The organism is Paenibacillus sp. FSL R7-0331 (genome assembly GCF_000758645.1).
Classification (GTDB): Bacteria; Bacillota; Bacilli; order Paenibacillales; family Paenibacillaceae; genus Paenibacillus_AQ; species Paenibacillus_AQ camerounensis.
Map to the genome: position 1 here is coordinate 3,641,935 of NZ_CP009284.1, position 26,815 is coordinate 3,668,749.

The following is a 26,815-nucleotide window of genomic DNA, read 5'->3' on the forward strand; positions in this document are numbered from 1 at the left end:
ATAAAGGAGTGACAAAGGAGATCTGACAATGGTACGAGTAAGCAAGAATCCCCAGGAACGAAAAAATGAAATACTGACTGTGGCTATGGAACTATTCAACTCGAAGGGCTACGAAGATACATCTGTCAGTGAGATTGTAAGAAAAGTTGGGGTTTCACAGGGAACGTTCTACAATTATTTTCAATCCAAAGAAGATGTACTTAATGCGGCTTGTGAACGAACATTAGCAACACGTTTGGAAGCTATAAATCATTTAGTTGATAATTGCGAGCTCAGCGCGAGAGAAAAACTCATTCGTATTTTTATGGATGCAACCCCTAACGAACAGGATGAAGATGTATTTGAATATCTCCATAAGGAAAGTAACAGTACATTGCATCAAAGATGGATTGTAATCGAAATTAATGCATTGATACCCTATATCAAAAAAATTGTTCAGCAGGGGGCGGAAGACGGAGAGTTTCTTGTTCAACAACCCGAGCTCAAGGCGGAGTTTCTATTGGTAGGGGTTGCATTTTGGCTTGATCGTGGTGTGTTTACCTGGAGTGAACAAGAATATCTGGAGAGAAAAAATGCTTTGAACGGGATCATTGATCAGCTACTTGCTGCTAATAAGCAATGATTTGCATAGCTTAAACAGACTATGGGAAGAAGGAATACGTGAATGAATTCATTAACAAAGAATTTTGGTGAGGTTTTACATGGCCGTCGTACGATAAAGAAATACGATCCAAATTTTAAAATTAGCCGGGAAGAAATCATTGAAATGCTTGAAGATGCTGCTTTGGCACCGTCAGCATTCAATTTACAGCCTTGGCGATTTATTGTTATTGAAAGTGACCAAGGTAAGGAAGACCTGCTCGAAATTGCGCCTTTCAACTTTTCACAAATTAATACTTCGTCAGCAGTTATCGCCGTCTTTGGTGATCTGAATTTTGTTGACAGCGCAGAAGAAATTTACAAGGAAACCGCTGATCTTGGCTATATAACGCAGGACATTAAAGATAAGATGCTTGCTATGGTTGTACCCATGTATAATCAATTTTCGATGGATAAGAAAAAAGAGTCTGTGTTGCTGGATGGCGGACTTGTCTCTATGCAGTTTATGCTTACGGCTCACGCTCACGGTTATGCAACAAATCCAATGTCAGGCTTCAACAAAGAGAAGATCGCAGCGGTATTGGGATTAGATCCGGAGCGATATTTTCCAATACTGATTATTTCACTCGGCAAGGCAGCTACAGAGGCGCGCCCGCCTGTTCGTCTTCCGATAAGCCAAATTACAGAATGGAAATAACGGAATTACAATTATGAAAAAGATGCCGCATTAGCTTTGGTTTTATGGCTAATGGCCATCTTTTTTAGAACTAATCAGCTATACCTCTATGTACCGGAATCACCGCCTTAACAAAAGCAACGGCAGTCAAAGACCTTATGGATCAAGTCTTTGGCTGCCGTTGCTTCTTCTAATAAATCTCTAAATTTACAAACCACTAAACACAATATTCCGCAGCTTGCGGGTGACGGGGAGGGTGCCGGCATCTTTTTTCTGGACCATAAACAGTACAGTAAGCGCGTCCTGCGGACTATTCGTGAAGTAGGCGCCAAGCCAGCCATCCCAGCCGTATTCGCCTTTACTGCCGATATGTCCGGCCTGGCCGGGCTCGGTCATAATGCGCATCTGGTTGCCGTAGCTGTGTCCGCACAGGGATTGCCACAGGGCGAAGCCCTTCTGCTGCAGAGGTGTTAAACCAGCCGAGGTCATGTACTCCACGGTTCTTGGCTTGAGCAGCTGAACGCCGTTCAGCCTGCCGTTGTTAATCAGCATTGTCGTAAACTTGGCCGCATCATCGATGGTCGATGCAAGTCCCGCACCGCCGGACTCGAAGGCCGGTACACGGTCAAACTGATGGTTAATACCCAGATGGCTGTCCGAATACAGCTTCAGTCCACTTTCACTGTCATCCTGATAAGTTTTGGCGAGCCGGCTTCTCTGCTCTTCAGTCAGCCAGAACCCGGTATCCTTCATACCCAGCGGCCCGAATATCTCTGTCTGTAGAAATTCCCCGTACCGCTTACCGCTTACGGCTTCTACAACTGCCCCGAGTACATCGCCCGAGGTTCCGTATTGCCAGGACGATCCCGGTTCGAAGGCGAGAGGACCCTGGCCCAGCCTGTCAGCGAATTCCAATGTGGTCATCGGATTCTCTCCGTGCAGCCGGCTGCCCAGCTCCTGAATCAGCGTTTCTGTATGTTGCCCGGCCAGTCCGGGTCCGCCGTACACAAGTCCCGATGTCATGTTGAGCAGGTCATTGAGGTTAACTTCGCGTTCCGGAGCTGCCAGCCCGCCGTCTTTTTCAACCATCTGATTGCGGAATCCGGGTATGTAACGGCTTACAGGATCGAACAGATCGATTTCTCCGCGTTCCAGCAGCAGCATAACGGCTGCAGCGGTTACCGGCTTGCTCATCGAGTACAGCCTGAAGATGGTATTCCGGGCAATAGGGCGTCCAGTCTCCATATCTGCCAGGCCGTCCTCATGATAAAATATTTCTTCACCGTTTTTAATAACCATAAAGTTAGCACCGGCAATCTCGTTGCTTACAATACTGGTGCTGAGCGTTTTGGTCAGCTGTGCGGTTGTGCCAGAATCGAGCATAGTGGTCTGTCTCCTTTTTAGTAGATTTCTATGAGTAAATTAAGCACTATAAAGAAACTTGTATAGTGATGGTACATATGTTTGTAGACATATAAGGGAAATAATAACTTTTTTACGACGCAGAATTCATTGTCACACATGTATGAAAAAAAATCTATACATATAAACCGCAATTGCCTTTTTAACCTCACATGGAGACACTCTATCATTTCCACAGCTAAAGTCCTTTATCAGCAGGGTTCCGATTTGAATTGTAAGGCGATAGAAAAACAAGCTGCAAATGCACATACTCCTTGTGAAACAGCTGTAATCCGGTAGCGTAATGAATCGGGCTGTTATCCAACATCAAAGCTATTTTTCTGCTGGGGGAAGCAGAGAGAAGATCCTGTAAAACCAAATAAAGGCGGCAGCGTCCGCCTCTCCTTCTTCTCGGTGATGCACTTGCCCTGTTTCTTAGGTAATGGCACAAAATCATGAATGAGCCGAGTTGAACTAACTGTACTTTCTGCAACTAAACTAGGCTAATTAGCTTCGCAGCAGGTTTTAACTGCACTCTATACATTTATATTTGCCAAAAACGCCCCAAACCGGCTTTTTCGCGAAAAATAGATGTATAGAATACAGTTATCTCCTTAAAATGACTGAATTCCCCTGTTTTAATTGCACAAACTACACTTAAACTCATTTGGCTCCGAACCGACTGACTAAGGTTAGCGCTTTGGCAAGGGAGATCCATCCGCTGCTCAATGCTTTACCTAAGGCAGGAACAGGAGACGGTTTGTTAGTCTCTTAATGACGTTCTATACAGATTGAACTTGAAATATCTTATAAGGGAAGAGGGGCGGAGGAGAGGTTTGGAACTGTAGTAGCGACAGCGTCCGCCTTGCGGCAGGAAGTCCAGACATTCACTGGAGTCTCGCTATTATCGATTTAATAAAAAAACGGCAGTCAAGACTTTCAAAAAAGTCTTTGACTGCCGTTTTCATATATCACAATCCTTACAAACCACTAAACACAATGTTACGCAGCTTGCGGGTGACGGGGAGGGTGCCGGCATCTTTTTTCTGGACCATAAACAGTACAGTAAGCGCGTCCTGCGGACTATTCGTGAAGTAGGCGCCAAGCCAGCCATCCCAGCCGTATTCGCCTTTACTGCCGATATGTCCGGCCTGGCCGGGCTCGGTCATAATGCGCATCTGGTTGCCGTAGCTGTGTCCGCACAGGGATTGCCACAGGGCGAAGCCCTTCTGCTGCGGAGGTGTTAAACCAGCCGAGGTCATGTACTCCACGGTTCTTGGCTTGAGCAGCTGAACGCCGTTCAGCCTGCCGTTGTTAATCAGCATTGTCGTAAACTTGGCCGCATCATCGATGGTCGATGCAAGTCCCGCACCGCCGGACTCGAAGGCCGGTACACGGTCAAACTGATGGTTAATACCCAGATGGCTGTCCGAATACAGCTTCAGTCCACTTTCACTGTCATCCTGATAAGTTTTGGCGAGCCGGCTTCTCTGCTCTTCAGTCAGCCAGAACCCGGTATCCTTCATACCCAGCGGCCCGAATATCTCTGTCTGTAGAAATTCCCCGTACCGCTTACCGCTTACGGCTTCTACAACTGCCCCGAGTACATCGCCCGAGGTTCCGTATTGCCAGGACGATCCCGGTTCGAAGGCGAGAGGACCCTGGCCCAGCCTGTCAGCGAATTCCAATGTGGTCATCGGATTCTCTCCGTGCAGCCGGCTGCCCAGCTCCTGAATCAGCGTTTCTGTATGTTGCCCGGCCAGTCCGGGTCCGCCGTACACAAGTCCCGATGTCATGTTGAGCAGGTCATTGAGGTTAACTTCGCGTTCCGGAGCTGCCAGCCCGCCGTCTTTTTCAACCATCTGATTGCGGAATCCGGGTATGTAACGGCTTACAGGATCGAACAGATCGATTTCTCCGCGTTCCAGCAGCAGCATAACGGCTGCAGCGGTTACCGGCTTGCTCATCGAGTACAGTCTGAAAATGGAATCCCGGGCAATCGGGCGTCCCGTCTCGAGATCAGCCAGCCCGTCCTCGTGATAAAAGACCTCCTCACCGTTTTTAATCACCATAAAGTTAGCGCCTGCAATTTCTCTGTTTGCAATGCTGGCGCTGAGAATTTTTGTGAGCTGTCCGGTTGTGCTTGAATCCAGCATGGGTTGTCTGTCTCCTTTGTTATCGTTTTCTATGAGTATATTAAGCGCTTTTATGAAGCTTGTATAGTAGTTTTGCTGTGACAAGTCTCTATGAGACTCTGCCTATATTTTTATTCGCATACGGTTCCGCCTGGAATATAATAAAAAATACCGCTGCCGCCAATGAAAAGATAACGATAAACCCGTCCGGCATGTTAATATATTATTTATGCTGTTAAGGATCAGAAAAAAGAGGGTAGATGAATGAAGAACATTTTTAGGCATAAGGCTTATTTTATTGGTGTACATGTTTTAATGTTTGTCTTTTTGTTTTCAGCATTGTATGCCTATTTTCCATGGATACGGGTGAAGGTCAAGGAGATCATCGATCCGGCGGATAAGGTTATAACGATTGCCCACCGCGGTGCTTCCGGATATGCCCCTGAGAATACCATCCCGGCTATAGAGCTGGCGATTGAAATGCAGGCCGATTACATTGAGCTCGACATCCATCTAACGAAGGACCAGATTCCGGTTGTTATCCATGATGAGACGGTGAACCGGACTACAGGCAGCAGGGGATATGTGAAAAATATGACGCTGGAGCAGATCAGGCAGCTTGATGCAGGAACCTGGTTTAATGAAGCTTATCCGATGTTCGCCAGGGAACAATATGCCGGAATCACCATCCCCACGCTGGATGAGGTGTTTGAGACATTCGGGGACAAGACCCGTTACATGATCGAAATTAAGCAGCCGACCGCGAACAGCCAGATTGAGACCTTGCTAAATGAAGCAGTCCAAAAATATAACTTGGAGGATGTTGTCTCCGTACATTCCTTCAGCAGTGCAAGTCTGCGCAAGCTTCATGCGATCAACCCGGAAATCCCGCTGTATCAGCTTGTATGGAATGACTATAGCGCGACGAGGGCTCCTGCATCTTATCTGGAGAATGTGAAGACGTATGCGGTTGGGATCAGTCCTAACTTCCAGGGAATCGGACCGGCTTATGTAGCTCAAGTGAAGAATGCCGGGCTTAAAGTGATGCCATATACGGTTAATTATCAGGTCAACATGGATAAAGCCTATCTGTGGGGCGTCGATGGAGTCTATACGAATTACCCGGACCGGTTCAAGGAGGTCATTGATACCAACAGGGAAAACGGGCAATGGTAGGTTGATTCTTCTGGACCTATGATATATTGAGAGAAACATAAGCCTGAAGGGCTGCAGGGAGAAGCTGGTATGGAGAAGCTGACGGAACTGATTACCGATGAATTAATGTTAAAAGCTGCTATTGAGAGTATTGATCCGCAGGAGCCTGTAAAAGTCAGCAATGTACCGTATCCCTGGAGGCTGCTGGGCTGCGGCAATTATGCCGCTGTTTTTTGTCATCCCGATTATGAAGCTTATGCGGTAAAAATCTATGCACCAGGAAGGCCCGGCCTGGAGGAGGAAGCGGAGGTTTACAAGCTTCTGGGACAGCATCCGGCATATGCGCAGTGCTATTATATCGGAAATACCTTTCTTATCCTGGACCGGCTGCGCGGCGTTACCTTTTACGACTCTATGAAGCAGGGAATACTGATCACTGAGCAGGCGATCCGCGATATAGACATCGCTTTGGATTATGCCCGTTCCCGCGGTCTTCATCCGCATGACGTCCACGCCAAAAATGTGATGGTCAATGATGGCCGCGGCCTGATTGTCGACGTGTCTGATTTTTTGAAGCAGGAAGACTGCAGCATGTGGGAGGATTTCAAGAAGGCTTACTACCGGCTGTACAAGCCTATTGCCTCACGTTGGATCTTTCCGGTTCCCCAAGCACTATTAGAGCTTGTCCGCAAAGCCTACAAATGGCGTAAAAAGAAGAGCTGAATGAAATAACAAGCAGGAAGCATGAAACCTTAAGGGGCTTCGTGCTTTTTTGTCTTTAAGCTGAAAGGCCAATCATGCATGAGTGAACGTCAGAATAATCCCCATCAAGCTATTTAAATGCAAATTTCAACATATGAAAAATTCACACTAGAGGAATCAAAAAATATATCCTCTCCACCAAACTTCATTACAAAACCAAACAACAGCACACCACACACCAATAAATCAGGAAAAAGTATAGATTTCCCTTAACCTAACATGTGATGATAGATATATTCTAGTAATATCCTCCGCCTCCGCTTATAATAAACGACAAGAAATAAGGGAGGTACAGCAATGAACAAACCAATGATAGGCGTCCTGCCTTTATACGACTCCGGCAAAGAGAGCTACTGGATGCTCCCGGCTTACATGAAAGCAATTGAGAACGAAGGCGGAATCCCTGTGATGCTGCCTCTTACAACGGATGAAGATATTATAGCTGCTCTGGCCGGCAAATTTGATGGCTTTCTGTTTACCGGCGGACATGATATCAATCCAGTATTATATGGGGAAAAAGCAGAAGCGGTCTGCGGGGAATGGTGTGATGAACGCGACAGAATGGAGAAGCTTCTGTTTGACCAAATAGTCGAATTGGACAAGCCTGCCTTCGGAATCTGCCGCGGATTACAATTGTTTAACGTTCTGTGCGGCGGAACCTTGTATCAGGACATTCCATCGCAGATGAATGCAGATATTACGGTTAGCCATAAGCAGAAGCCGCCTTATGCCGAGCCAGCCCATTCTGTACATATCCATACAGGTACTTTGCTTCATCACATTTTGCAGACAGATCAAATAGACGTTAACAGCTATCATCACCAGGGGATCAAAGCACTGCCTGCGGGTTTGACTGCTGCGGCAGCAGCGGAGGACGGCATGGTTGAAGCAGTATCTCTTCAGGACAAAAGATTTATTCTTGCTGTTCAGTGGCATCCGGAATTCAGTTACGGCGCGGACAGCAACAGCAGGAAGCTTTTTTCGGCATTTGTAAATGCTTGTATTCCTACAAATTAGCCTTCATTCCTTCTTCGGCGGCTTGATCAGCAGGGTTCCGCCCAGTAAAAAGAAGCTGCTGGCATAAAAGACGGTGATCAGTCCCAGCGACGCCCCGATCATCCCGAACAGCAGCGGAGCTGTGAACTGTGAGACTCTGTTTATTAATAGACGCAGCCCCAGTACCTCACCCGTTCTCGAAGCAGGGGAAGACTGATAAGCAACCGACATAGAAATAGGCTGCCCGCAGCCCAGGCCGAGTCCCATCAGTACACTCCAAACTCCAAGCCACACAGGATTAACAGTTAAGGAGACCAGCAAAAACGCAGTCCCCGACGCGGCAATAGAACCTATCAGGATTGCATCATTTGAATGCTTACGCTGCAGCCAGGGCATGAACAGGCGGACCAGCACCATGGACAATCCCTGAATGGAGAGAATCCAGCCGATTTCCGTTACAGAAATGCCTTTGCTTACTGCATATAGCGGAAAATAAGCGGCAAAGATTTCTCTAGAGTACAGTGCGAGCGCATTGCCGATCAGCGCCCTGCGAAGGGCGGGGAGCTTAAGCAGGCCCAGGGAGTCCGACAGTCCGGTTTTTGCGGCGGCGGCAGCAGGCTTGCCGGAGGAGAGCTTCCATGCAAATACAAAAGTAATCAGAAAAACAAAGAAGGCTGCGGCAAAAACCGCCGGATAGGACAGGTGACTGATAAGATAGCCGGCGGTCACCGGACCGAGCAGGGCACCAAGCGAATTAGCGGTGCTGAACCAGCCGTAATACTCGTTGCGCTTGCCTTCAGGAGCAGCGTGCCCAAGTACATTTTGCAGGGAAATAGCTATGAAAATACTGGAGAAGCCTGTAATCAGCTGGGACGCATAAAGCGCCCAGAGGGAGGGGAAACACCAGGGGAGGGCCATGGATAGGCCCAAACCCGTCATCCCGGCCAGAACCGGGATGCGGTCGCCGAACCGGTCGGCCATTTTGCCTGCGGAAATAGAGAAAAACATGGGGAGAAAAGCATAGCAGGCGGTTAAAACACCGATCTCGAGCGTGGACGCCCCCAAAGAGGAAGCGAACAAAGGCACTGCAGGTCTGGTCAAGTTAAGAATGAGCTGAAAAGCAATACCTAGAATCATGATATTAATAAACATACGCGGCTACCCTTCTGTCTGAGCTTTTCCTTCATTGTAGCTGCAGGTGCAGAAGCGGAAAAATCGTATTTTTCTATGGATTATCATAGAGTGAGGGTATGGAAGCCCGGTAATGCTGCTGTACAAATTGAACAAAGGCTGAGACTGCCGGGATGTCCAGCAGCTCCTCCCTGTATAATAACCAGGTGGACCAGGTAACGGCTTCGCTGTCTGCCCCGGTTAATGCTGTCCAGTACAACTGATTGTCATCTTCTGTCAGGACGATGGACGGAACAATGGCGTAGCCCAGTCCGTTTTGTACCATCCGTTTGGCGATTTCTGCATTGTCCACATGCATAAGTACATTGGCGGGCTTGCTGAACTGCTGCTTCCACCAGCCATCGATAATCCTGCTTAAGGAAGGGTCCGTTGTAAAGGTAATCCGGCGTAGCTGCGGAAGCTCCTCCACCTTTATCGGTACAGATGACAGAATGCATACCTGCTCCTGCTCAAGCATCTCCTTATGCTCCAGCCAGTGGGGAATGCCACGGATAATCCCGATCTGCTCCTTCTGTGTAGCTACTGAACCAAGCAATTCCTGGCTGATGGCAGTAGTAATATCATATTCAATCAGCGGATAGGATTCTGAAAATTGCCGGAGCACCGCCGGGAGACGATAAAGCGCCACAGACCGGGAGACGCCAAGCCGGAGTGTGCCGCTTAGATCACCGCGCTGGCTGACCAGCCTGCTTTTGACTTCGGACAGGCGCTCCAGCATTTCCCGGGCATAGATTACCATCGTCTCACCCTGCTCCGTGAACTCAATCCCGCGCCGTCCCCGGTAGACGAACAGGCTGATGCCGAGCTCTTTTTCCAGCTGCTGCAGGCGGTGGGTCAGCGTAGGCTGCGAGAGATAAATCTGCTCCGCGGTTCTCGTAATATTGCGTTCAGTGCCCAGTACGTCCAGTATGCGCCAATCCTTTTCATCCATCTACGATGACATCCTCTCAATCGCCCAGAAAAACAATGCTTCTGGCGGGATCATACATTTCCTTCAATTGCTTGACATCGGAGCGCGGCGGCGAGCCGAACATCCGGGAATATTCACGGCTGAACTGGGAAGCACTCTCGTAACCGACCCGGAACGCAACCTCGGCGGCCTCAGCCGACTCCGATAGCAGAATCCGGCGAGCTTCCTGCAGCCTGAGCTGCTTCTGAAACTGGATAGGACTCATGCCGGTCACCTCCTTAAAGTTACGGTGGAAGGTGGACAGGCTCATGCCTGCTGCTTCGGCAAGCTGTTCCACACGTATGGACTGGTCATAACGGGCGGTAAGCTGATCAATCGCCTCTCTGATCCGGTAAGTATTGCTGCCCTCCATGGCGATTTGTCCGAGTGCGGCACCGTAGGGACCTTTTAGCAGGGTATACAGGATTTCTTTTATGAATAAAGGCGCAAGAAAGTGGATATCATCCGGCCTGTCCAATAATTCCATCAGTCTTAGGGTGGCGTTCATCAGGGAAGGCTCAGTCTGGCCGACAAATAAGGCACGTTTTGCGTTCTCGCTCGGCACAATCCGTACATTTGCCCCGTTCATGACCTCCAGAATCTGTTCATAGCTAAACTCCAGTTTGAAGCTGAGATATGGCCTATCCGCTGCTGCTCTGATCACCTGGCCGACGACGGGCAGATTCATTGAAGCAACCAGATAATCAGCTGATCCGTACTCAAACCGCTCCCCGGCCAGGAATACCTCCTTAACTCCTTGGGCAATCATACAAAAAGACGGCTTATACACCCTGTATGCAGGCTCAGAGACCTCTGAATAGCGGATAACAGATAGATCAGGAACCGCTGTCTCAAACACCCCGTCTCTCGGTGTAAAGCGCTGAATGAGCTCTGCGAGCTCTATTTGCTGCTTCATGCTGCCGGCTGGCATAACGCTATCCCTCCCGTTCTTAATACTGATTCTAAACCTTATGAATTCCTATAGTAAGCTCCGTGACAGAAATAGGCAAGCATTCAGTACGATCGGGATAACGGTTTTAAGTGAAAATACGGCATAATAAATAAGACGAGTATGAGCTATAGGACAATAGAATGGGAGGAACACAGAGTGGAATATGTAAAATTCGGAAATACCGGTCTGGATGTCTCACGGATCTGTCTGGGCTGCATGAGCTTTGGGGAGGCGCTGCCGGAATGGCACCAGTGGGTGCTGAATGAGGAACGCAGCCGCGAAATCATCAAGCGGGCGCTGGAGCTGGGGATTAACTTTTTTGATACAGCCAACATCTATGCGAACGGCACCAGTGAGGAATTCACCGGCCGGGCACTCAAGGATTACGCAGACCGGGATGAGATCGTGCTGGCTACCAAGGTCTGGGGACGTATGCACAAGGGTCCTAACGGCGGTGGCTTGTCCCGGAAGGCTATTTTAAGCGAAATAGACAAAAGCCTGAAACGGCTCGGGACCGATTATGTCGATCTGTACATCATTCACCGCTGGGATTACGATACGCCGATCGAAGAGACCATGGGGGCACTGCATGATATAGTGAAGTCCGGCAAAGCCCGCTATATCGGTGCGTCAGCCATGTATGCCTGGCAGTTCCAGAAGGCGCAGCATACCGCAGAGAAGAATGGCTGGACCCGCTTTGTGTCCATGCAGAATCACCTGAATCTGATCTACCGGGAAGAGGAAAGAGAAATGCTTCCGCTCCTCAAGGACCAGCAAATAGCATCAACCCCATACAGTCCGCTGGCATCCGGAAGACTGATCCGCGACTGGTCCGAAACCACGCTGCGCTCAGAAACGGATCACATCCAGAAATCCAAATACGATGCGTCTGCTGAGGCTGACCGTCTGATTATCGAGCGGGTAGCTGCACTTGCCGAACAACGAGGTGTACCGCGTATTCATATTGCCCTTGCCTGGCTGCTGCAGAAGGAAACGGTAGCTGCTCCGATTATCGGGGCAACCAAGCTGGCCCAGCTAGAAGATGCTGTCGGAGCGCTGTCCGTAGAACTAACTGCAGAAGAGGTTGCTTTTCTCGAAGAATTATATGTACCGCACCGCGTAGTCGGAGCCCAATAAGGAGGAAATAGAATGGAATATGTAACACTTAATAATGGCGTTCAAATGCCGGTACTGGGATATGGAGTATACCAGATTCCAGATGCTGAGGAATGCGAAAGATGTGTATCGGACGCGATCAGCGCCGGTTACCGCTCGATAGATACTGCACAGGCATACCGCAACGAAGAGGCTGTCGGACACGCAATCAAGAAAAGCGGAGTAGCCAGGGAAGAGTTCTTCATTACCACCAAGGTCTGGATCTCCAATGCCGGCTATGAACGTGCCAAAGCATCTATTGAGGAATCCATGCGCAAGCTGCAGCTCGATTACCTCGATCTGGTGCTAATCCATCAGCCGTTTAACGATTATTACGGAACCTACCGGGCGATGGAGGAGCTCTACAAGGCAGGTAAGATCAGAGCCATCGGCGTAAGCAATTTCTATCCGGACAGATACATCGATCTGGTGAAATTCAGCGAAGTCGTTCCAGCTGTCAATCAGGTGGAGACTCATGTCTTCCATCAGCAGACTGCAGCCCATGAGATTATGAAAAAATACAACACACAGATTGAGTCCTGGGGTCCGTTTGCCGAAGGCAGAAATAATTTCTTCACCAATGCCACCCTTCAGGAGGTCGGTGATCAATATAACAAATCCGTAGCCCAGGTTGCTCTGCGTTATCTGATCCAGCGCGGCGTGGTTGTCATTCCAAAGACCGTCAGCAAGGACCGGATGGAGCAGAATATCAGCGTGTTTGATTTTGAACTGACAGCAGCTGATATGGAAAGAATAGCGGCGCTAGATACAGGAGAAAGCGCGTTTTTCTCCCATGCAGATCCGCAGACGGTAGAATTTATGACGGATTACGCTAAAAAAGGCCTGGAATAATGCAATATAAGTAAAGAAGCATAATCGTCGAAAGAGCCTGCCAGGTGCAGGCTCTTTGTTTTTCTTGCTATAATGGTACCTGATCAGATAAGCAGAAAGCGGATTGGGGAGATACAGTAGATGATGAAATTATACGGGGCAGAGCATCACCTGCTCGTCCTGTCCGATGCAATAGATGCAGATGAACATGCACATTCTTTTGTACAGGTAACCATTGCACTTGGGGGCGAGCTGGACATTGATCTGGACGGCAGCACTATTCGCTGCAATGGAATTGTGATGGATTCCAACGTCTTACATCGATTGAATGGAACGGGAAAGCCGTTAATGCTGTTGCTTATTGACGGGACATCGGATATAGCAGCCGGGTTCAGGCAGCAGATTAATGGCCATGGTTACAGTATCCTCCAGCCTGAGCTGGTGGATACAATAACTGCATTTGCTCTGGAGCAGTGTTCAGAGATCACGGACAGCAGCAGCTATAGCCTCTTTTTCCGGCAGCTCATGATGCTGTTCCAACTGGATCATGTACAGACAGGTGTAACAGACACCAGAATCCGGGATTTGATTAACCTCATTAGGGATTGCCGTGATTCTGAGCACTCTGTGGGTGAATATGCCAGCCAACTGGGACTCTCTAGCAGCAGATTATCACATCTGTTCAAGGACAATACGGGAACCTCCCTGAGCGGATATATAGTACTTCATAAGCTGCAAAAAGCAGTTTATTTGATTTTTAACGGAGCCCCAATTACGGAAGCGGCGATGGAAGCAGGCTTTGACAGCCCTTCACACTTTGCTGCTACAAGCAAACGGATGCTGGGAATGGCGGCGAGGGAAATCCGCAAGGATAGCGTTTTTTTGAAAGTTTCCTGTCTGCAATGACCGTACAATAGGTACAGGAGGTGTTACACCATGACTGTACACTTGGCGGAGACAACATTATTGGATTACTCGCATCCGCAGATTAAGCAGCTGATTCAGGAGCGAGGATGGATGCTGCTTCCGGTTAAACAGCAAATACTGCAAATCTACAACTATGTCCGTGATGATATTCAGTTCGGCTATAACCGTGCAGATGTCATTCCGGCTTCTGAGATCTTAAGGGACGGATACGGACAATGTAATACTAAAGGGATTCTATTCATGACCCTGCTCAGAGCAGCAGGAATTCCGTGCCGGATACATGGATTTACCATTCATAAGGAGCTGCAAAAGGGGGCGATGAAGGGTTGGTATTACCGGCTCTCCCCGCAGGAAATCGTCCATAGCTGGGTTGAAGTCCGGTATAAGGATAAGTGGCTTAATATCGAGGGCTTTATCCTTGATATTCCTTATTTAAGCAAGCTTCAGGAAAAATTTGCAGATTGCCCGGAAGGGTTTTGCGGCTACGGTGCTGCCACAGACAACCTGCGTAACCCTGCTGTATATTGGGATGAAAGCGATACGTATATTCAAAAGGAAGGTATTGTTCAGGATTTCGGAATATTTGACAGTCCTGACGATTTCTTCGCGGTACACCGGCAGAATTTGGGCCCTTTGCGTGAGGCTGTATTTATACATATTGTCCGGCATCTGATGAACCGCAACGTCCGGAAGATAAGGCAGGGAAGGGCCGAGTAACGAATGGCTCATCTCCATGACTGCACGATAGCCCCTCAATAATTGAGGGGCTTTTTTCTGCACGCTCCTTAAGCATGAGGTTGAACGCGCCGATTACCGGGAACAAGCAGCAAAAACTTCAAATTTTAAGAGGTTTATCAGTGTTTTATCATTGAATGTAAGTAAAATAAGTCTATAAAAATCACTACAAATCGTACATATTTGTTTGTTTCAGCTTCAAATGTAAAAGTCATACATTCAGAAAGAGGGTAGTACATGAATAACGCAGATAGCGCAGCAGGCGGAGAGATTTCTTTTCCCGGAAGGGCGGGAGAGAGGGTATCACTAGCAGAACGGATGCATTCCGGGCTCAGCTTGTGGAGGAATCTTTCAGTCAGGCTTAAGCTGTACCTTATGATCTCAATCAGCCTGATTTCTTTTGCCGTAGCGATGATTTATATGGTCGAGACCGGAAAACGGGATATAAACAATATAACTACCGTTCTGTACAGCGTAACCATCCGTTCAGCTACTGAATTATTTGATGCGGACAGAAACCTGCAGCAACTTATGCTTGAGCATAAAAAGTATATTTATACCGGTGACGCCTCAGGAACGCAAATAACACCCGCGGCAACAGCTGCAATTATCAATAAAATGGAGATAGCCAGGGCAGAGCTGGATCAGCTTGGCGTACTCGACAGCATTCTTTACAGGGATACCGCCACAACACTGAGCATGATATTCGCCGATCTGAACGCCAAGCTCCAGAGCTGGTCTGCGGACATCACACAGCCGGCGGGAGCTGCCCCGCAAGAAGACGTGCTGGATGCACAGCTGTCTGATATTGGCGCGGCTATTTCACGAATAACCTCCTCACTGGAGAATTACTCCAAGGTTAACATTGCGGCTGCCAAGAACGAGGCTCTGCGAAAAGAACGCTTCGGCTTCATCATGTTATTCCTGGTCGAGGCGGCTACGCTGATTCTGGCAGCTCTGACAATCCGCCATATCGCCAGCACACTGCACAGTGTCAATACTAAGCTGTCGAATCTTACTCAAGGAGATCTGACAGCAGTGCCTTCCGCCAGCTATCCGAAGGACGACCTCGGCCAGCTGTCCCGTTCAGTAGACACTACCATCAGTGACTTGAGAAAGCTGATCTCCAACATTGCAGCAAGTGCATCTGTTACAGAGCAGGCAATGCAGGAGGTACTGCTTGGATCACATACGGCATCGGCACAAACGGATAATGTGGTTGGTAATATGGAGGGGATGTCCATTCATGTGAAAATCCAGCTAACCGGTATTATAGAAACCGGCCGCGCAGTTGAAGAAATGGCACTGGGGGTCAACCGGATTGCAGCTACCGCTACACATATTGCTGATAATTCCTCTGTCATGCAGTCTTCCGCCGCACATGGCCTGGAGTCGATCACTTCTTTGACTGTTCAAATGTCTGATCTAACAAGGATCATTTCAACATTAGAAGCCGTTATTTCCTCACTGGACAATAAGACCATACATATGAATCAAATTGTCACAAGCATATCGGGGTTTGCGCAGGACGCAAACATGCTGTCTCTTAACGCCTCTATCGAAGCCGCACGGGCAGGTGAGCACGGCCGCGGATTCCTGGTTGTTGCCACTGAAATGAGACGCTTATCCGACCATTCCAGACAAGCCGCTGAGGAGGTAAGCCTGATTTTGCAGGATACCGTCACGGATATTACACAGGCTTCCTTATTGATGAACCAGACTACAGAAGAGATTAAGGCAGGCAAAGCTGGCGCGGGAGAGGTCCATGCCGTGTTCGGGGAGATCCTCTCATCGATTGCCTCCATAACAAATCAGCTGCACGAGGCGTCCGCTGTAACCGAGCAGCTGTCTGCTTCTTCTGAAGAGGTTGCGGCGACCATGGGCGAGCTGACTGGCGCAGCTGAATCCGTGTCGCAGATGGTGGGCTCGGTTAACGGCGAGGCTGCAGGGCAAAAGAATATCTTATCAGGAGTAGTCCATTCATCGGACAATTTGAAGCAGGTTGTAACAGAGCTTAGAGCATCGGTAGATTCCTTTAAGCTATAGCCCGAACATTCCCGTACATTCGACATGAAAGATCTAGGCATCTGATCAGACAGTTTAAAGTGTAATACCAGTTTTTGGTCACCGTTTAACTCTCCTTCTATACGGGTAAGTAGAGACAAATACCTCCTAAGGAGAAAGGCGGTACCTCTTATGCTATGGGGCTTAATCGGACTAGTAGTTATTGCATGGCTGTTCGGCTTTATCTTTGATGTTGTCGGCAATCTTATTCACCTGTTACTTTTTGTTGCCGTGATCCTATTCCTCGTCAACCTGTTCCGCGGACGGTCACGGGGTTAGCGATTTCACATTATTGCGGGGATAGAACCGCAGCAGAACCACAGCCTCCGGGTAAGCCGGGGCTGTGGTTTTTTGTATTCGATGAAGAGCAGCGATTCCTTCGGTATCATTAATAGATGCTTCCCGTATTTCTATATGTTGTTTTTTCAAACGGCAGGATGATAAGATGCATAGTATTAAAACTGTCCATACTGGAGAGGGAAGGGACCTGAGTCCAACCATGAACAGCATGTTTTTAATCGGCGAAATGGCCAAGCTCTTTCAGATCGATATCCGGACGCTACGCTATTATGATCAAATCGGCTTGTTCACACCGGCATCTGTGGATGAGCAGACAGGATACCGTTATTACTCTACTGAGCAGTTTGAGAGTCTGAATACGATTCTTTATCTAAAAGCACTGAACATTCCATTAAAGGAAATCGGGCAGTTTGTACATAACCGGAATCTGGATGACATTCTGTTCCTGTTAAAAGAGCAGAAGACCCGAACCGAAGAGAAAATCAGGGAATTCGAACAGATTCAGCGGAGATTAGAGCAGCGGATTCACCAGATTGAAGATGCGGCCCGGACAAAGGATCATTTTAGGATACGGCTGGCTGATTTTCCTGAACGGACGATCATCATGCTGAAGCAGCGAATCCACCATAGTGATAATCTGGAACTTTGGATCAGGCGGTTAGCGAACAGCAGCCCGCTCAAATCCAGTGTCTTCCTGGGGCAAGTCGGATTAATTCTTTCAGTCGCGAGTCTCGCCGAACACCGCTTCGATGAGTATGACGCCATATTCCTCTTCTTAGATGCGGATAAGCCATCCCGGCCAGATCAGATTGTAAAAACAATTCCCCGGCAGACCTGTCTGACGATCCGGTTTGTCGGTACCCATGCAGACGCAGCAGTCCATTATAAGAATTTGCTGAGCTACGCTGAGGAAGAGGGCTATACCCTAACTGATGATTCACTCGAAATTACGTATATCGATTATGGGCTTACACAGGATACCTCCAAATTCATCACCGAAATTCAATTGCCGGTAATCAAGCATTGACCCTCCAGCTACTGGAGGGTTTATTCTTGTAGCAAATGAATTGTAGGAGAGATATCTAATGATTGGAACGATTGTGAATACTGCTGCAATTGTTATCGGCAGCGTTGCTGGCAGTGTATTTAAAAAAGGGCTGAAAGAAGCCTATCAGGATATTCTTATGCAAGCTATGGGGCTGGCCGCTACCGCTCTTGGCATCAATGCCATCGCTCAGCACTTACCGGATAGTGAATACCCTGTATTGTTTATAGTCAGCCTGGCTCTTGGAGGTGTAATCGGGCAGATGCTTGATCTGGAGCAGCGCTTCAAAAATGTAGTTTCCAGATTTTCGGCAGGCAATCTGGCGGAGGGTCTGTCCACTGCGATCCTGCTATTTTGCGTCGGAACAATGTCAATCATTGGTCCCATAGAAAGTGCTCTGAACGGCAACAATACCTACCTGTACACGAATGCCATTCTTGATGGAATGACTTCTGTCGTGCTGGCCTCCACATTCGGAATCGGGATTATCTGGGCCGCTGCCGTGCTCTTCTGCTGGCAGGGTTCAATCTTTCTTCTGGCTAATGTGCTGATTGACTTTATATCACCTGCACTACTAACAGAAACCTCAATAGTAGGCGGGGTACTGATCTTATGTGCGGGTCTGAGTATTCTTAGAGTCCGAAGCTTTAAGACGATTAACCTGATTCCTGCACTGCTGATACCCGTCATCTTTATTGTTGTTACACGCGGGCTGGGACTGTAGTGTTTGTAAGGAGCTGTTTTAAATAATGTGCTGCATTTTTATCGCAATTTTGTATTTTTGCATAAAAAGTCCAGGAAATATGATATAGCTCACATACTAAAATAGGTAAAATAAGGAATAATAATCCCAAGAAATAGCATTTTATTATTTTACATGGGATTTACTAGTCGTTTGTATGTCATATTGGAGGGAAGGATGGATCATTTTGGAGCTGGATCTTAATGGGTTCAATTCAGACTCACTGGTACAAATGCTAAAAGCTTCGTTTACTTTAGAGAATTGGGACAGCATGCTCATTATCGCCGACAGACTATACACCGAGATTAATACTTTCTATAATATCATTCAGCAGGAGCGGCTTGCAGGAAAGCAAGTTAGCAACTTTGGCTTAAAACGAAACATAGTCTATTATTTTGGATTTAGTATGTGCCTTAAAGGGATTGCATTTGAAAAATTAGGACGTTACAAAGAGGCGAGAGATTGTATCGCAAGATATGAGGATTTAGGCTGGATTAATGGAATAGATGCTGAAGGGCAGGAAGAGGTTAACTATTATCGCGGAATAGCCGAAGCAAATCAGTACATCATTGAGCTTAATGAAGGAAATGTATCTGTTCTGCCCGATTATCTCATTTTTCTGCGAAATAACAGAGAAGAAATAATGCCTGGAGTACTCCACATTTTGAAGGCCGCTGTTAAGCATAGATTTAATGTCGATCATGTTTTAGAGGAGTTCGGGGAACAAATTACTTCTATGGATGAATACTATGAGACACAAAGAAATATACGGTATTACCTAGATTATTCCTACTTAAAAGCAAGATATTACTCCATAAATGGCAGCATTGACGATGCTCTAAATACAATTGCTCAGTCTTTAGCAACCTCAGTTAAACTTAAAGATGATACAGGATTTAAAAAATCCGCTGCTCTATTTGAGACACTCCGAGGGCAGGCTACTTCGCAGCAGCTGGATACGTATCTTCAAATAATGAAATCTATACTAGACTAGGGAGGATTCATGTTATGAAAAAAACATTTATACTCATTGTCGCAGTAATCGCCTTGCTTAGTGTAAATGCTGCCGCAGTTAGTGCGGATAGCGGCACAACCGTTCCTTTAACGGGTAAAGGCGGCATTTTTGTACCGCTTGGCCATGGTGTTGATCATTAATTTACTTGAAATCCGGACAAGCCCTGCAATCCATGCAGGGCTTGTTTTTATTTTCACCTGTTAACTATATAGATTGAACTAAACATTTACTAAGGGAAAAGTGGCGGAGGGGAATTTTGGAACTGGAGGAGCGGTAGCGACCGCCTTTGTCTGCGGATTTCAACCGTTAAGAACGGTATAAATCAAGAAATCTGCAGACAACAGCGGCCGGAAGTCCAAATATTCTCTGGAGTCACGGCTAACCCGTAAGCATAAAAATCATTAGTTCAGTTTATATAAACAAAATAAAATATCAAAAAAGTAAAATAGTCGATTTTAAGCTTAATCTGCATTTTTTTGCTAAGAATGCGCTCCCAATCTTTGATACACTTGTGCATAATTAGTGGCGGGATCGAGTATTGCAGAATTTTTCCGGAATCTTACAGGAAAAACCCCGCTTATATAAAAGCTGCATGGGAAGGGAGTGATAATCCTAGCAAAGGTCTGATGTTTCCTGATTTTAGGATTAATGCTGCAATGCTTTCCAGTTTTATGTTTAGATTTCCCCTCATTTCTAAAATTGATTTTAGACAAATAGGAGGAGTTAAGCACATGGGTATAAACATTTCCGGCAGGAAATCAGCACTTGCATTCTGTATGTCAATTCTGATGATTATTTTGTTAGTGATTCCCCCGGCTCCGGCACATGCCGAGACATCCGGCAGCTCACCGGCGCGTCAGGCTGAATATCTGGACCGCGGACTAGTGGCCGTACTGACTAACGGCGGAGTGTATTTAAGCTGGAGATACTTAAATACGGATTCAAATGAAATCGCTTTCAATGTATATAAAAACGGATATAAGGTTAATAGTGCCCCAATTACAGATTCAACGAACTATGTTGACACTACAGGAGCGGACAGCTCCCAATACCAGATTTCTACTATAATAGCGGGAAAAGAGCAAATCCAGCCTGAGACGGTTTCGGTTTGGCATAACAACTATCTGCCGATTCCGCTGGATAAACCTGCGGATGGACGCACCAAAGACGGCGGGACCTATTCCTATTATGCCGGGGATGCATCTGTGGGGGATCTTGATGGCGACGGGGAATATGAAATCGTTTTCTTGTGGAGCCCAAGCAATTCCAAAGATAATTCTCAGGCCGGATATACCGGCAACGTCTATATTGATGCTATTAAGCTGGACGGCACCAAGCTCTGGCGGGTTGACCTTGGTGTCAACATCCGTGCCGGCGCTCACTATACCCAGCTGATGGTCTATGACCTGGACGGCAATGGCAAGGCTGAAGTTGTGGTCAAAACTGCCGACGGCACCAAAGATGGCCAAGGCACTGTCATTGGTGACGGCAGCAAGGATTACCGTAATGACGGCGGGTATATCCTGACCGGCCCGGAATTCCTCACTTTGTTCGACGGTGAAACAGGTGCTGCCGTATCCACTGTGGATTACATCCCGCCAAGAGGCGATGTAGCCGCATGGGGTGACGGTTACGGCAACCGCGTTGACCGGTTCCTGGGCGGCATTGCCTATCTGGACGGCGTGAAGCCAAGCGTAGTGATGGCCCGCGGTTATTACACACGCACTGTACTGACAGCATACGACTATATCGGCGGCCAGCTGGTACAGCGCTGGACCTTTGATACGAATCAAGCCGGGAAAGAGTATGAGGGACAGGGCAATCACAATTTAAGTGTGCTGGATGCAGACGGCGATGGCAAGGATGAAATTATGTACGGAGCCCTCGCTATTGACGACGACGGCACCCTGATGTACAGTACCGGACTCGGCCATGGTGATGCTATTCATGCCGGCAAGCTTGATCCGAACCGCGAAGGCTACCAGGTGTTCAGCGTACATGAGCATACGAATGCCGAATACGGGCTGGAGATGCGCGATGCTGCAACAGGAGAAATTATCTGGGGCCAGTATACAGGCAAGGATACCGGGCGCGGTATGTCAGCGGATATTGATCCGAACTACCCCGGATATGAATCGTGGGCTTCCAATATTGTTGACGGGCAAATGGACCCTTTGTCTAAAGGTTTTTCTGCAAACGGCGACGTCATCTATGAACAAAATGAGGTGCCAAAGAGCGCTAACTTTGCAATCTGGTGGGACGGGGATCTGCAGCGTGAGCTGTTTGATCATGACTGGAATAACACTACCGCAAAGGGAATTCCGCTCATATACAAATGGGATTATGACAACAAGCAGCTAAAAGAAATCTTCCGGGCTACTGGTACTCTGACTAATAACCATACCAAAGGAACTCCCGCTCTTCAGGCGGATATCCTCGGCGACTGGCGTGAAGAGCTGCTGCTGCGCAGTGAAGACAGCTCCGAGTACAGGCTCTACACTACTACGATTCCAACCGCTTACAAAATTCCAACATTGATGCAGGACCCGGTATACCGGCTCGGCATTGCCTGGCAGAATGTCAGCTATAACCAGCCGCCGCATACCGGATTCTACCTTGGAACAGAAGCCACTGAATTCCTGAAAGCGAATCTTGCGCTGACCGGATCGCAGCAATTGCCTGAGCAGGTCTATCACTTTGACTTTGGCACAGATGCAGCAGCGGGAGCTGTTTCGGTACAGGATAAGCTATACACACAGGATTCAGGCTATGGCTTTGAGAGCATTAACGGTATCACAGTAGGAGCAGGACAGGTGACCTTGCCTGAAAATGCTAAATTCGCAGTCGACCTGCCAGATGCCAATTATCAGGTGACGCTAAAGCTGGGAGATACGGACCGCGGCTCCAACGTGGGCGTAAAGTCAGAATTCGTCCAGAAGCTGGCCGTGACCAGCCTTAATGCCGGGGAAACCCGTGAATTCTCCTATGATGTTGCGCTGGTGGACGGCCAGCTGGAGTTTATTTTCACGGGAACGGCTATTGATGTACAGGATATTATCATTTCAAAATACCCTGACAAAACGCCGGGCGATGCTGTAACCCTCTATATGGCTGGCGATTCAACCATGCAGTCCTACAGCAGTATCCAGGCTCCGCAGGAAGGCTGGGGCCAGCAGTTTGGACGCTATTTTGCAAATGGCGTAGTCGTCCAGAATGATGCGATCGGCGGCAGAAGCAGCAAATCCTTCATGGTAGACGGCCGGCTGGATTCGATTCTGCAGCGGATTAAACCAGGCGATTATTTCTTCATTTCTTTCGGGCACAACGACGCCAGCGCCGGAATTCCAGACCGTTATGCTTCGCCGGAGGACTACAAAACCTATCTGGCCCGTTATATCAACGGTGCCAGACAGCGCGGTGCCGAGCCGGTGCTGCTCACCCCGGTAGGACGCAGAGACTTTAATACCGTAACCCAGGAATTCAACGTCAGCTTCCCTGAATATGTGAAGGCTGCCAAGGAAGTAGCCGAAGAGCTGAATGTGAAGCTGATTGATCTGAGCCAGTTGAGCATTGCTTTTTATGACAAAATCGGATTAAGCGCTTCTGAGAAGGTGTTCCTCTATGCTAATCCGGGGGAATTTCCAAAGTACCCTAACGGCGTAGGCGATAACACTCACTTCAGCAGCTACGGTGCACAGGTAATCGCCGCACTTGTTGCAGGAGCGGTTAAAGAAATGGAATTAGGCATATCCCCTTATGTGATTGATCCGGATATCACCGAGCCTGAACCGGAACCGGAAATTCAGGTATATGAAGAGGATTTTGAAGGCGATCCGGCTGCAGTGAAGTATGCGCTGGTTAATGCGACAGGTATCGCCGGTACGATGTCGGGAACCGTTGTAGACCAGAGCGGCAACAAGGTGCTGTCCGTTAACGGATCAGGCTCCGGTAACCGGGCAAAGACGTTCCGGCTGTTCGATGCCGTTAACGGTGACATCGTGAAGGTGAATTTTGACTGGAATTCCGGCAATGTCAGTGCCACTCCGTCAGAGGGCCATCTGTCGCTGCTGGATGGGAATGAGAACGTCATCTTAACACTGCTGACCAAGACGGGAACTACAAGTCCCGGTACAAAAATTCATTACTTTGTAGGCCCATATACACCGGATTACGGAACAGGAACTACAGCAGTACCGGACGGCGGAGTTGCTACCAATATACTGAAGAATCAATGGGTTAACGTAGATCTCACCATTAATTTTGCTGAGAAAACTATGGATCTGACGTTGACCAGCCTGGCAGATCCAAGCGTTACACAGACTATCGAGGATATTCCAATGAATCAGGGTGTTTACGCGGACAATGTAAGAGCACTCCGCTTCCTGGGAACGAGAAAAGGCGGGGGCGGTACACTGAACTGGACTACACAAATTGATAATGTGCATATCGAGGGTAAAGAACTGCCGCCGGTTACAGGTGACCAGCAGGCACTGGTCGCTCTGCATACTGAGGTAAAAGGATTGGATCTGGCAGCCTATACCGAAGCATCCAAGGCTGTTCTGAATAAAGCGATGGCGGCTGCAGAAGCCATCATCGGCACTGAAGCCACACAAGCGCAGGTCGATCATATCTTTAACATGCTGACCGTTGCGAAGGATTCACTGTCAACTGAACCTGCAGGTGAGATCAGCAGCTATAAGTTTGACTTTGGCTCCGGCAACGCGGCTGAAGGCTACACGAAAGTAGACAGCAAGAGAGCTTATGTCGAAGGTAACGGCTACGGCTTTACGGATACCGCTCTGGTGCAGGATGCGAACCGTGAGACAGGAAATGATCTCACCGGGGATTTCACTAATGTGAACGGCAGCACCTTCCTGGTTGAAATGGAACCTGCTAACTACCGGGTAACGCTTACCATCGGAGATGCGCAGGAATCGACGAATGCCGGCGTTACCGTCGAACAAATGCCAAAGCTGCCGGCTGCTGCCATAGCAAAAGGCGAATATAAAGAAGTCAGCTATGATATCGCGCTGATTGACGGCATCTTTACCTTTGAATTCACCGGTGCCACTCCAAAGATCAACGCGATGACGCTTGAACGTCTGCCTGATAACGGCGCAGGTACTAAGCCTGTTATCTATCTCGCCAGTGATTCAACAGTGGCCAACTATGCGGAAAGCTATCGTCCGCAGGCAGGCTGGGGCGAAAAGCTGGGCGGCTACTTCGACCTGGATCAGATTAGTGTCGATAACCGCGCAGTCAGCGGGCTCAGCAGTAAAACCTTCCTGGTTGGCGGTTATCTGAACAATATCCTGCTAAACCTTCATGAAGGCGATTATCTGTTCATGCAATGGTCGCACAACGACTCCACACCTTCCCGTCCGGAGCGTTATCTGACGCCGGAGCAATTCAAGGTGTATCTGAAGGATTATATTAACGGTACAGTGCAGAGAGGGGCAACCCCGGTTCTGGTGACACCGGTTAACCGCCGTGATTTTACAGGTGAAGTGCTTAATAAGAGCTTCCCTGAGTATGTGAAGGCAATGAAGGAAACTGCACTGGAGACCGGAACGCTGCTGATTGATCTGAATCAGGTGAGCTGGGAAACCTTCCAGGAGCTTGGTACAGAAGGCACCAAAGACATCTTTATGTGGGTAGGAACAACAGAAGATAACACGCATCTACAGGTAAATGGTGCAAATAAGGTAGCGGAGATGGTGGCACGGCTTGTACAGGAACTGAACATTCCGCTGTCTGCACTGGTAACTCTGGATGCTGAGCCGTCTGATCATGAAGCACCGCATACCACTGCGGCAGTGGAAGGACAGCTCTATAACGGCTGGTATACTTCGCCGGTTAAAGTAACCTTTACCGCGACAGATGAAGCTCCAGGTGTAGAAGCTACCTATTATCAGGTAGACGGCGGTGAAGCCGTGGCCGGAACGGAGCTGAGCCTGGAAGAAGAAGGCGTCCATCTCATCACCTACTGGAGCGTAGATCTGGAAGGCAACAAAGAGAACGCACAGACTCTGGAGGTACGAATCGACCTGGCACCGCCGGTTGTTGATATCCAGGGGCTGAGTGAATATACAATTGACCAGCAGGTTGTCATTGGCTATTCCGCTGCCGATGCAGTCTCCGGCGTGGAACAGCCTAACGGTGAAGTGTTGAATACGCAGGCTTATACCCTTGAGCCGGGCTTGAACACCGTAACAGCACTGGTATATGACCGTGCAGGCCAGGAGACCATAGTTGCTTTCAACTTTGGCGTTACGGCAACCTTCACAAGCCTGACAGAACTGACACACACGTTTGCTGCCGGTTCAGAGGACCCTGGTGCTGCTGCACTTGCCGGTCAGCTCGCTGCGAAGCTGCAGGAAGCAGAGCAGGCGGCAATTGCACGCAACGGCGCCAAAGCCCGCCAGCTGCTCGCAGCTTACATGAGCGATGTAGACGCGGCTGCCCATTCGGTATTTACCGGTGAGCAGGCAGCTGTACTGCACAAATGGGCTGCATGGCTCAGCCAGGCAACTCCGCTGGCGAACAGTGCACCGGGAACGCCTGTCCTGTCCGATAATAACGGTCATGACACTGGCCTCAGAGACGGGGATTACACCATCACGATGAATCTCTGGTGGGGAAATAACGGTACTAGGTTCAAGCTGTACGAGGACGGGAAGCTGGTTAAGGAAGTATCACTGTCTGACCAGTCCCCGGCTGCCCAGTCCGTGCAAATTGACATCTCCGGCAAGAAGAACGGAACTTATATTTATACCGGCGAACTGATTAATGCACTGGGCATTACGAAGAGTGCTCCGTTGACTGTGAATGTTACAGATGCCTCACCGGGCCAAGCGGTATTGTCTAATGACAACTGGGATGGAGACGGCAGCTTCAACGTCACTATGAATCTGTGGTGGGGAACCAACGCAACCGGATACAAGCTATATGAGAACGGCAAGCTGGTAGACACACAGGTCCTTCAGTCCCGTTCGCCTGGTGCCCAGTCAGCTGTAACAGCAATCTCAGGCAAAGCTGCCGGAACCTATGAATACGAGGCCGTATTAAGTAATGCAGGCGGGGAAACCCGGACGGTGAAGATGATTGTGACAGTTAAGAAATAAGGCTAGGCAACCCGTACATCATATCTGCACGAACGAAGCCCAATGGAACGGCCATACCGT

21 protein-coding genes are annotated in these 26,815 nt (G+C 48.4%); 16 read left to right on the plus strand and 5 right to left on the minus strand.

Annotation, left to right across the window (positions count from 1 at the left end):
* Nucleotides 1–28 precede the first annotated feature (28 nt).
* The gene (locus tag R70331_RS15290) at nucleotides 29–622 is read left to right on the plus strand and encodes a TetR/AcrR family transcriptional regulator (RefSeq protein ID WP_042176917.1); all 594 of its coding nucleotides are present in this window, start codon (nucleotides 29–31) and stop codon (nucleotides 620–622) included.
* A gap of 42 nt (nucleotides 623–664) precedes the next feature.
* Nucleotides 665–1,297, plus strand: coding sequence for a nitroreductase family protein (locus R70331_RS15295; protein WP_042176919.1), 633 nt, complete (start codon nucleotides 665–667; stop codon nucleotides 1,295–1,297).
* A gap of 186 nt (nucleotides 1,298–1,483) precedes the next feature.
* Here the strand turns inward: R70331_RS15295 and R70331_RS15300 are convergent, their stop codons facing one another.
* Together R70331_RS15300 and R70331_RS15305 are read right to left on the minus strand one after the other, a co-directional pair.
* On the minus strand, nucleotides 1,484–2,659 hold the full coding sequence (locus tag R70331_RS15300; RefSeq protein ID WP_042176922.1) for a serine hydrolase domain-containing protein: 1,176 nt from the start codon (nucleotides 2,657–2,659) through the stop codon (nucleotides 1,484–1,486).
* Between the two features lie 998 nt (nucleotides 2,660–3,657).
* Nucleotides 3,658–4,833, minus strand: a complete 1,176-nt coding sequence (locus tag R70331_RS15305) for a serine hydrolase domain-containing protein (protein WP_042176924.1) — start codon at nucleotides 4,831–4,833, stop codon at nucleotides 3,658–3,660.
* A gap of 243 nt (nucleotides 4,834–5,076) precedes the next feature.
* On the opposite strand from R70331_RS15305, the gene R70331_RS15310 reads away from it, so the two are divergent.
* The 3 genes from R70331_RS15310 to R70331_RS15320 all read left to right on the plus strand — a co-directional run bounded on the left by R70331_RS15310 (nucleotide 5,077) and on the right by R70331_RS15320 (nucleotide 7,746).
* Nucleotides 5,077–5,988, plus strand: coding sequence for a glycerophosphodiester phosphodiesterase (locus R70331_RS15310; RefSeq protein WP_052419072.1), 912 nt, complete (start codon nucleotides 5,077–5,079; stop codon nucleotides 5,986–5,988).
* A gap of 69 nt (nucleotides 5,989–6,057) precedes the next feature.
* Complete coding sequence (locus tag R70331_RS15315; RefSeq protein ID WP_042176926.1) at nucleotides 6,058–6,690, plus strand: serine/threonine-protein kinase; 633 nt, start codon at nucleotides 6,058–6,060, stop codon at nucleotides 6,688–6,690.
* Nucleotides 6,691–7,026: 336 nt separating this feature from the next.
* Nucleotides 7,027–7,746 carry a gamma-glutamyl-gamma-aminobutyrate hydrolase family protein gene (locus R70331_RS15320; RefSeq protein WP_042176928.1) on the plus strand — a complete coding sequence of 240 codons (720 nt, stop codon included), beginning with the start codon at nucleotides 7,027–7,029 and terminating at the stop codon, nucleotides 7,744–7,746.
* Nucleotides 7,747–7,749: 3 nt separating this feature from the next.
* Here the strand turns inward: R70331_RS15320 and R70331_RS15325 are convergent, their stop codons facing one another.
* The 3 genes from R70331_RS15325 to R70331_RS15335 form a co-directional block, all read right to left on the minus strand.
* Nucleotides 7,750–8,877 carry an MFS transporter gene (locus R70331_RS15325; protein ID WP_042176930.1) on the minus strand — a complete coding sequence of 376 codons (1,128 nt, stop codon included), beginning with the start codon at nucleotides 8,875–8,877 and terminating at the stop codon, nucleotides 7,750–7,752.
* Between the two features lie 73 nt (nucleotides 8,878–8,950).
* Nucleotides 8,951–9,847, minus strand: coding sequence for a LysR family transcriptional regulator (locus R70331_RS15330; RefSeq protein ID WP_042176932.1), 897 nt, complete (start codon nucleotides 9,845–9,847; stop codon nucleotides 8,951–8,953).
* A 16-nt stretch (nucleotides 9,848–9,863) separates the two neighbouring features.
* Complete coding sequence (locus R70331_RS15335) at nucleotides 9,864–10,796, minus strand: AraC family transcriptional regulator (protein WP_042176933.1); 933 nt, start codon at nucleotides 10,794–10,796, stop codon at nucleotides 9,864–9,866.
* A 177-nt stretch (nucleotides 10,797–10,973) separates the two neighbouring features.
* Here R70331_RS15335 and R70331_RS15340 point away from each other — a divergent pair, with 177 nt between their 5' ends.
* The 11 genes from R70331_RS15340 (at nucleotide 10,974) to R70331_RS15380 (ending at nucleotide 26,755) form a co-directional block, all read left to right on the plus strand.
* Complete coding sequence (locus R70331_RS15340; protein WP_042176934.1) at nucleotides 10,974–11,954, plus strand: aldo/keto reductase; 981 nt, start codon at nucleotides 10,974–10,976, stop codon at nucleotides 11,952–11,954.
* A gap of 12 nt (nucleotides 11,955–11,966) precedes the next feature.
* Complete coding sequence (locus R70331_RS15345; RefSeq protein WP_042176936.1) at nucleotides 11,967–12,824, plus strand: aldo/keto reductase; 858 nt, start codon at nucleotides 11,967–11,969, stop codon at nucleotides 12,822–12,824.
* Nucleotides 12,825–12,944: 120 nt separating this feature from the next.
* Entirely contained in the window at nucleotides 12,945–13,709 is a 765-nt protein-coding gene (locus R70331_RS30525; RefSeq protein WP_052419073.1) for a helix-turn-helix domain-containing protein, read from the plus strand.
* A gap of 30 nt (nucleotides 13,710–13,739) precedes the next feature.
* On the plus strand, nucleotides 13,740–14,447 hold the full coding sequence (locus R70331_RS15355) for a transglutaminase-like domain-containing protein (RefSeq protein ID WP_042176938.1): 708 nt from the start codon (nucleotides 13,740–13,742) through the stop codon (nucleotides 14,445–14,447).
* Nucleotides 14,448–14,702: 255 nt separating this feature from the next.
* On the plus strand, nucleotides 14,703–16,511 hold the full coding sequence (locus R70331_RS15360) for a methyl-accepting chemotaxis protein (RefSeq protein WP_042176940.1): 1,809 nt from the start codon (nucleotides 14,703–14,705) through the stop codon (nucleotides 16,509–16,511).
* Nucleotides 16,512–16,661: 150 nt separating this feature from the next.
* Nucleotides 16,662–16,808, plus strand: coding sequence for a lmo0937 family membrane protein (locus tag R70331_RS31555; RefSeq protein ID WP_156131136.1), 147 nt, complete (start codon nucleotides 16,662–16,664; stop codon nucleotides 16,806–16,808).
* Between the two features lie 166 nt (nucleotides 16,809–16,974).
* The gene (locus R70331_RS15365; RefSeq protein WP_231576296.1) at nucleotides 16,975–17,856 is read left to right on the plus strand and encodes a MerR family transcriptional regulator; all 882 of its coding nucleotides are present in this window, start codon (nucleotides 16,975–16,977) and stop codon (nucleotides 17,854–17,856) included.
* Nucleotides 17,857–17,914: 58 nt separating this feature from the next.
* Nucleotides 17,915–18,598 carry a DUF554 domain-containing protein gene (locus R70331_RS15370; protein WP_042176944.1) on the plus strand — a complete coding sequence of 228 codons (684 nt, stop codon included), beginning with the start codon at nucleotides 17,915–17,917 and terminating at the stop codon, nucleotides 18,596–18,598.
* Nucleotides 18,599–18,803: 205 nt separating this feature from the next.
* The gene (locus tag R70331_RS15375; RefSeq protein WP_052419074.1) at nucleotides 18,804–19,610 is read left to right on the plus strand and encodes a hypothetical protein; all 807 of its coding nucleotides are present in this window, start codon (nucleotides 18,804–18,806) and stop codon (nucleotides 19,608–19,610) included.
* 14 nt (nucleotides 19,611–19,624) lie between these two features.
* Entirely contained in the window at nucleotides 19,625–19,771 is a 147-nt protein-coding gene (locus R70331_RS31560) for a hypothetical protein (RefSeq protein WP_156131137.1), read from the plus strand.
* Between the two features lie 591 nt (nucleotides 19,772–20,362).
* Complete coding sequence (locus R70331_RS15380) at nucleotides 20,363–26,755, plus strand: rhamnogalacturonan lyase family protein (protein ID WP_081947628.1); 6,393 nt, start codon at nucleotides 20,363–20,365, stop codon at nucleotides 26,753–26,755.
* Nucleotides 26,756–26,815: the final 60 nt, after the last annotated feature.

Excerpts from the sequence above, each read along its gene's own strand:
- R70331_RS15365 (WP_231576296.1), top strand. The coding sequence starts at position 16,975 with ATGCATAGTATTAAAACTGTCCATACTGGAGAGGGAAGGGACCTGAGT.
- R70331_RS15325 (WP_042176930.1), bottom strand. The coding sequence starts at position 8,877 with ATGTTTATTAATATCATGATTCTAGGTATTGCTTTTCAGCTCATTCTT.
- R70331_RS31560 (WP_156131137.1), top strand. The coding sequence starts at position 19,625 with ATGAAAAAAACATTTATACTCATTGTCGCAGTAATCGCCTTGCTTAGT.
- R70331_RS15310 (WP_052419072.1), top strand. The coding sequence starts at position 5,077 with ATGAAGAACATTTTTAGGCATAAGGCTTATTTTATTGGTGTACATGTT.
- R70331_RS31555 (WP_156131136.1), top strand. The coding sequence starts at position 16,662 with ATGCTATGGGGCTTAATCGGACTAGTAGTTATTGCATGGCTGTTCGGC.
- R70331_RS15330 (WP_042176932.1), bottom strand. The coding sequence starts at position 9,847 with ATGGATGAAAAGGATTGGCGCATACTGGACGTACTGGGCACTGAACGC.
- R70331_RS15295 (WP_042176919.1), top strand. The coding sequence starts at position 665 with ATGAATTCATTAACAAAGAATTTTGGTGAGGTTTTACATGGCCGTCGT.
- R70331_RS15300 (WP_042176922.1), bottom strand. The coding sequence starts at position 2,659 with ATGCTCGATTCTGGCACAACCGCACAGCTGACCAAAACGCTCAGCACC.
- R70331_RS15315 (WP_042176926.1), top strand. The coding sequence starts at position 6,058 with ATGGAGAAGCTGACGGAACTGATTACCGATGAATTAATGTTAAAAGCT.
- R70331_RS15360 (WP_042176940.1), top strand. The coding sequence starts at position 14,703 with ATGAATAACGCAGATAGCGCAGCAGGCGGAGAGATTTCTTTTCCCGGA.
- R70331_RS15345 (WP_042176936.1), top strand. The coding sequence starts at position 11,967 with ATGGAATATGTAACACTTAATAATGGCGTTCAAATGCCGGTACTGGGA.
- R70331_RS15290 (WP_042176917.1), top strand. The coding sequence starts at position 29 with ATGGTACGAGTAAGCAAGAATCCCCAGGAACGAAAAAATGAAATACTG.
- R70331_RS15335 (WP_042176933.1), bottom strand. The coding sequence starts at position 10,796 with ATGCCAGCCGGCAGCATGAAGCAGCAAATAGAGCTCGCAGAGCTCATT.
- R70331_RS15320 (WP_042176928.1), top strand. The coding sequence starts at position 7,027 with ATGAACAAACCAATGATAGGCGTCCTGCCTTTATACGACTCCGGCAAA.
- R70331_RS15355 (WP_042176938.1), top strand. The coding sequence starts at position 13,740 with ATGACTGTACACTTGGCGGAGACAACATTATTGGATTACTCGCATCCG.
- R70331_RS15370 (WP_042176944.1), top strand. The coding sequence starts at position 17,915 with ATGATTGGAACGATTGTGAATACTGCTGCAATTGTTATCGGCAGCGTT.
- R70331_RS30525 (WP_052419073.1), top strand. The coding sequence starts at position 12,945 with ATGATGAAATTATACGGGGCAGAGCATCACCTGCTCGTCCTGTCCGAT.
- R70331_RS15380 (WP_081947628.1), top strand. The coding sequence starts at position 20,363 with ATGGGTATAAACATTTCCGGCAGGAAATCAGCACTTGCATTCTGTATG.
- R70331_RS15305 (WP_042176924.1), bottom strand. The coding sequence starts at position 4,833 with ATGCTGGATTCAAGCACAACCGGACAGCTCACAAAAATTCTCAGCGCC.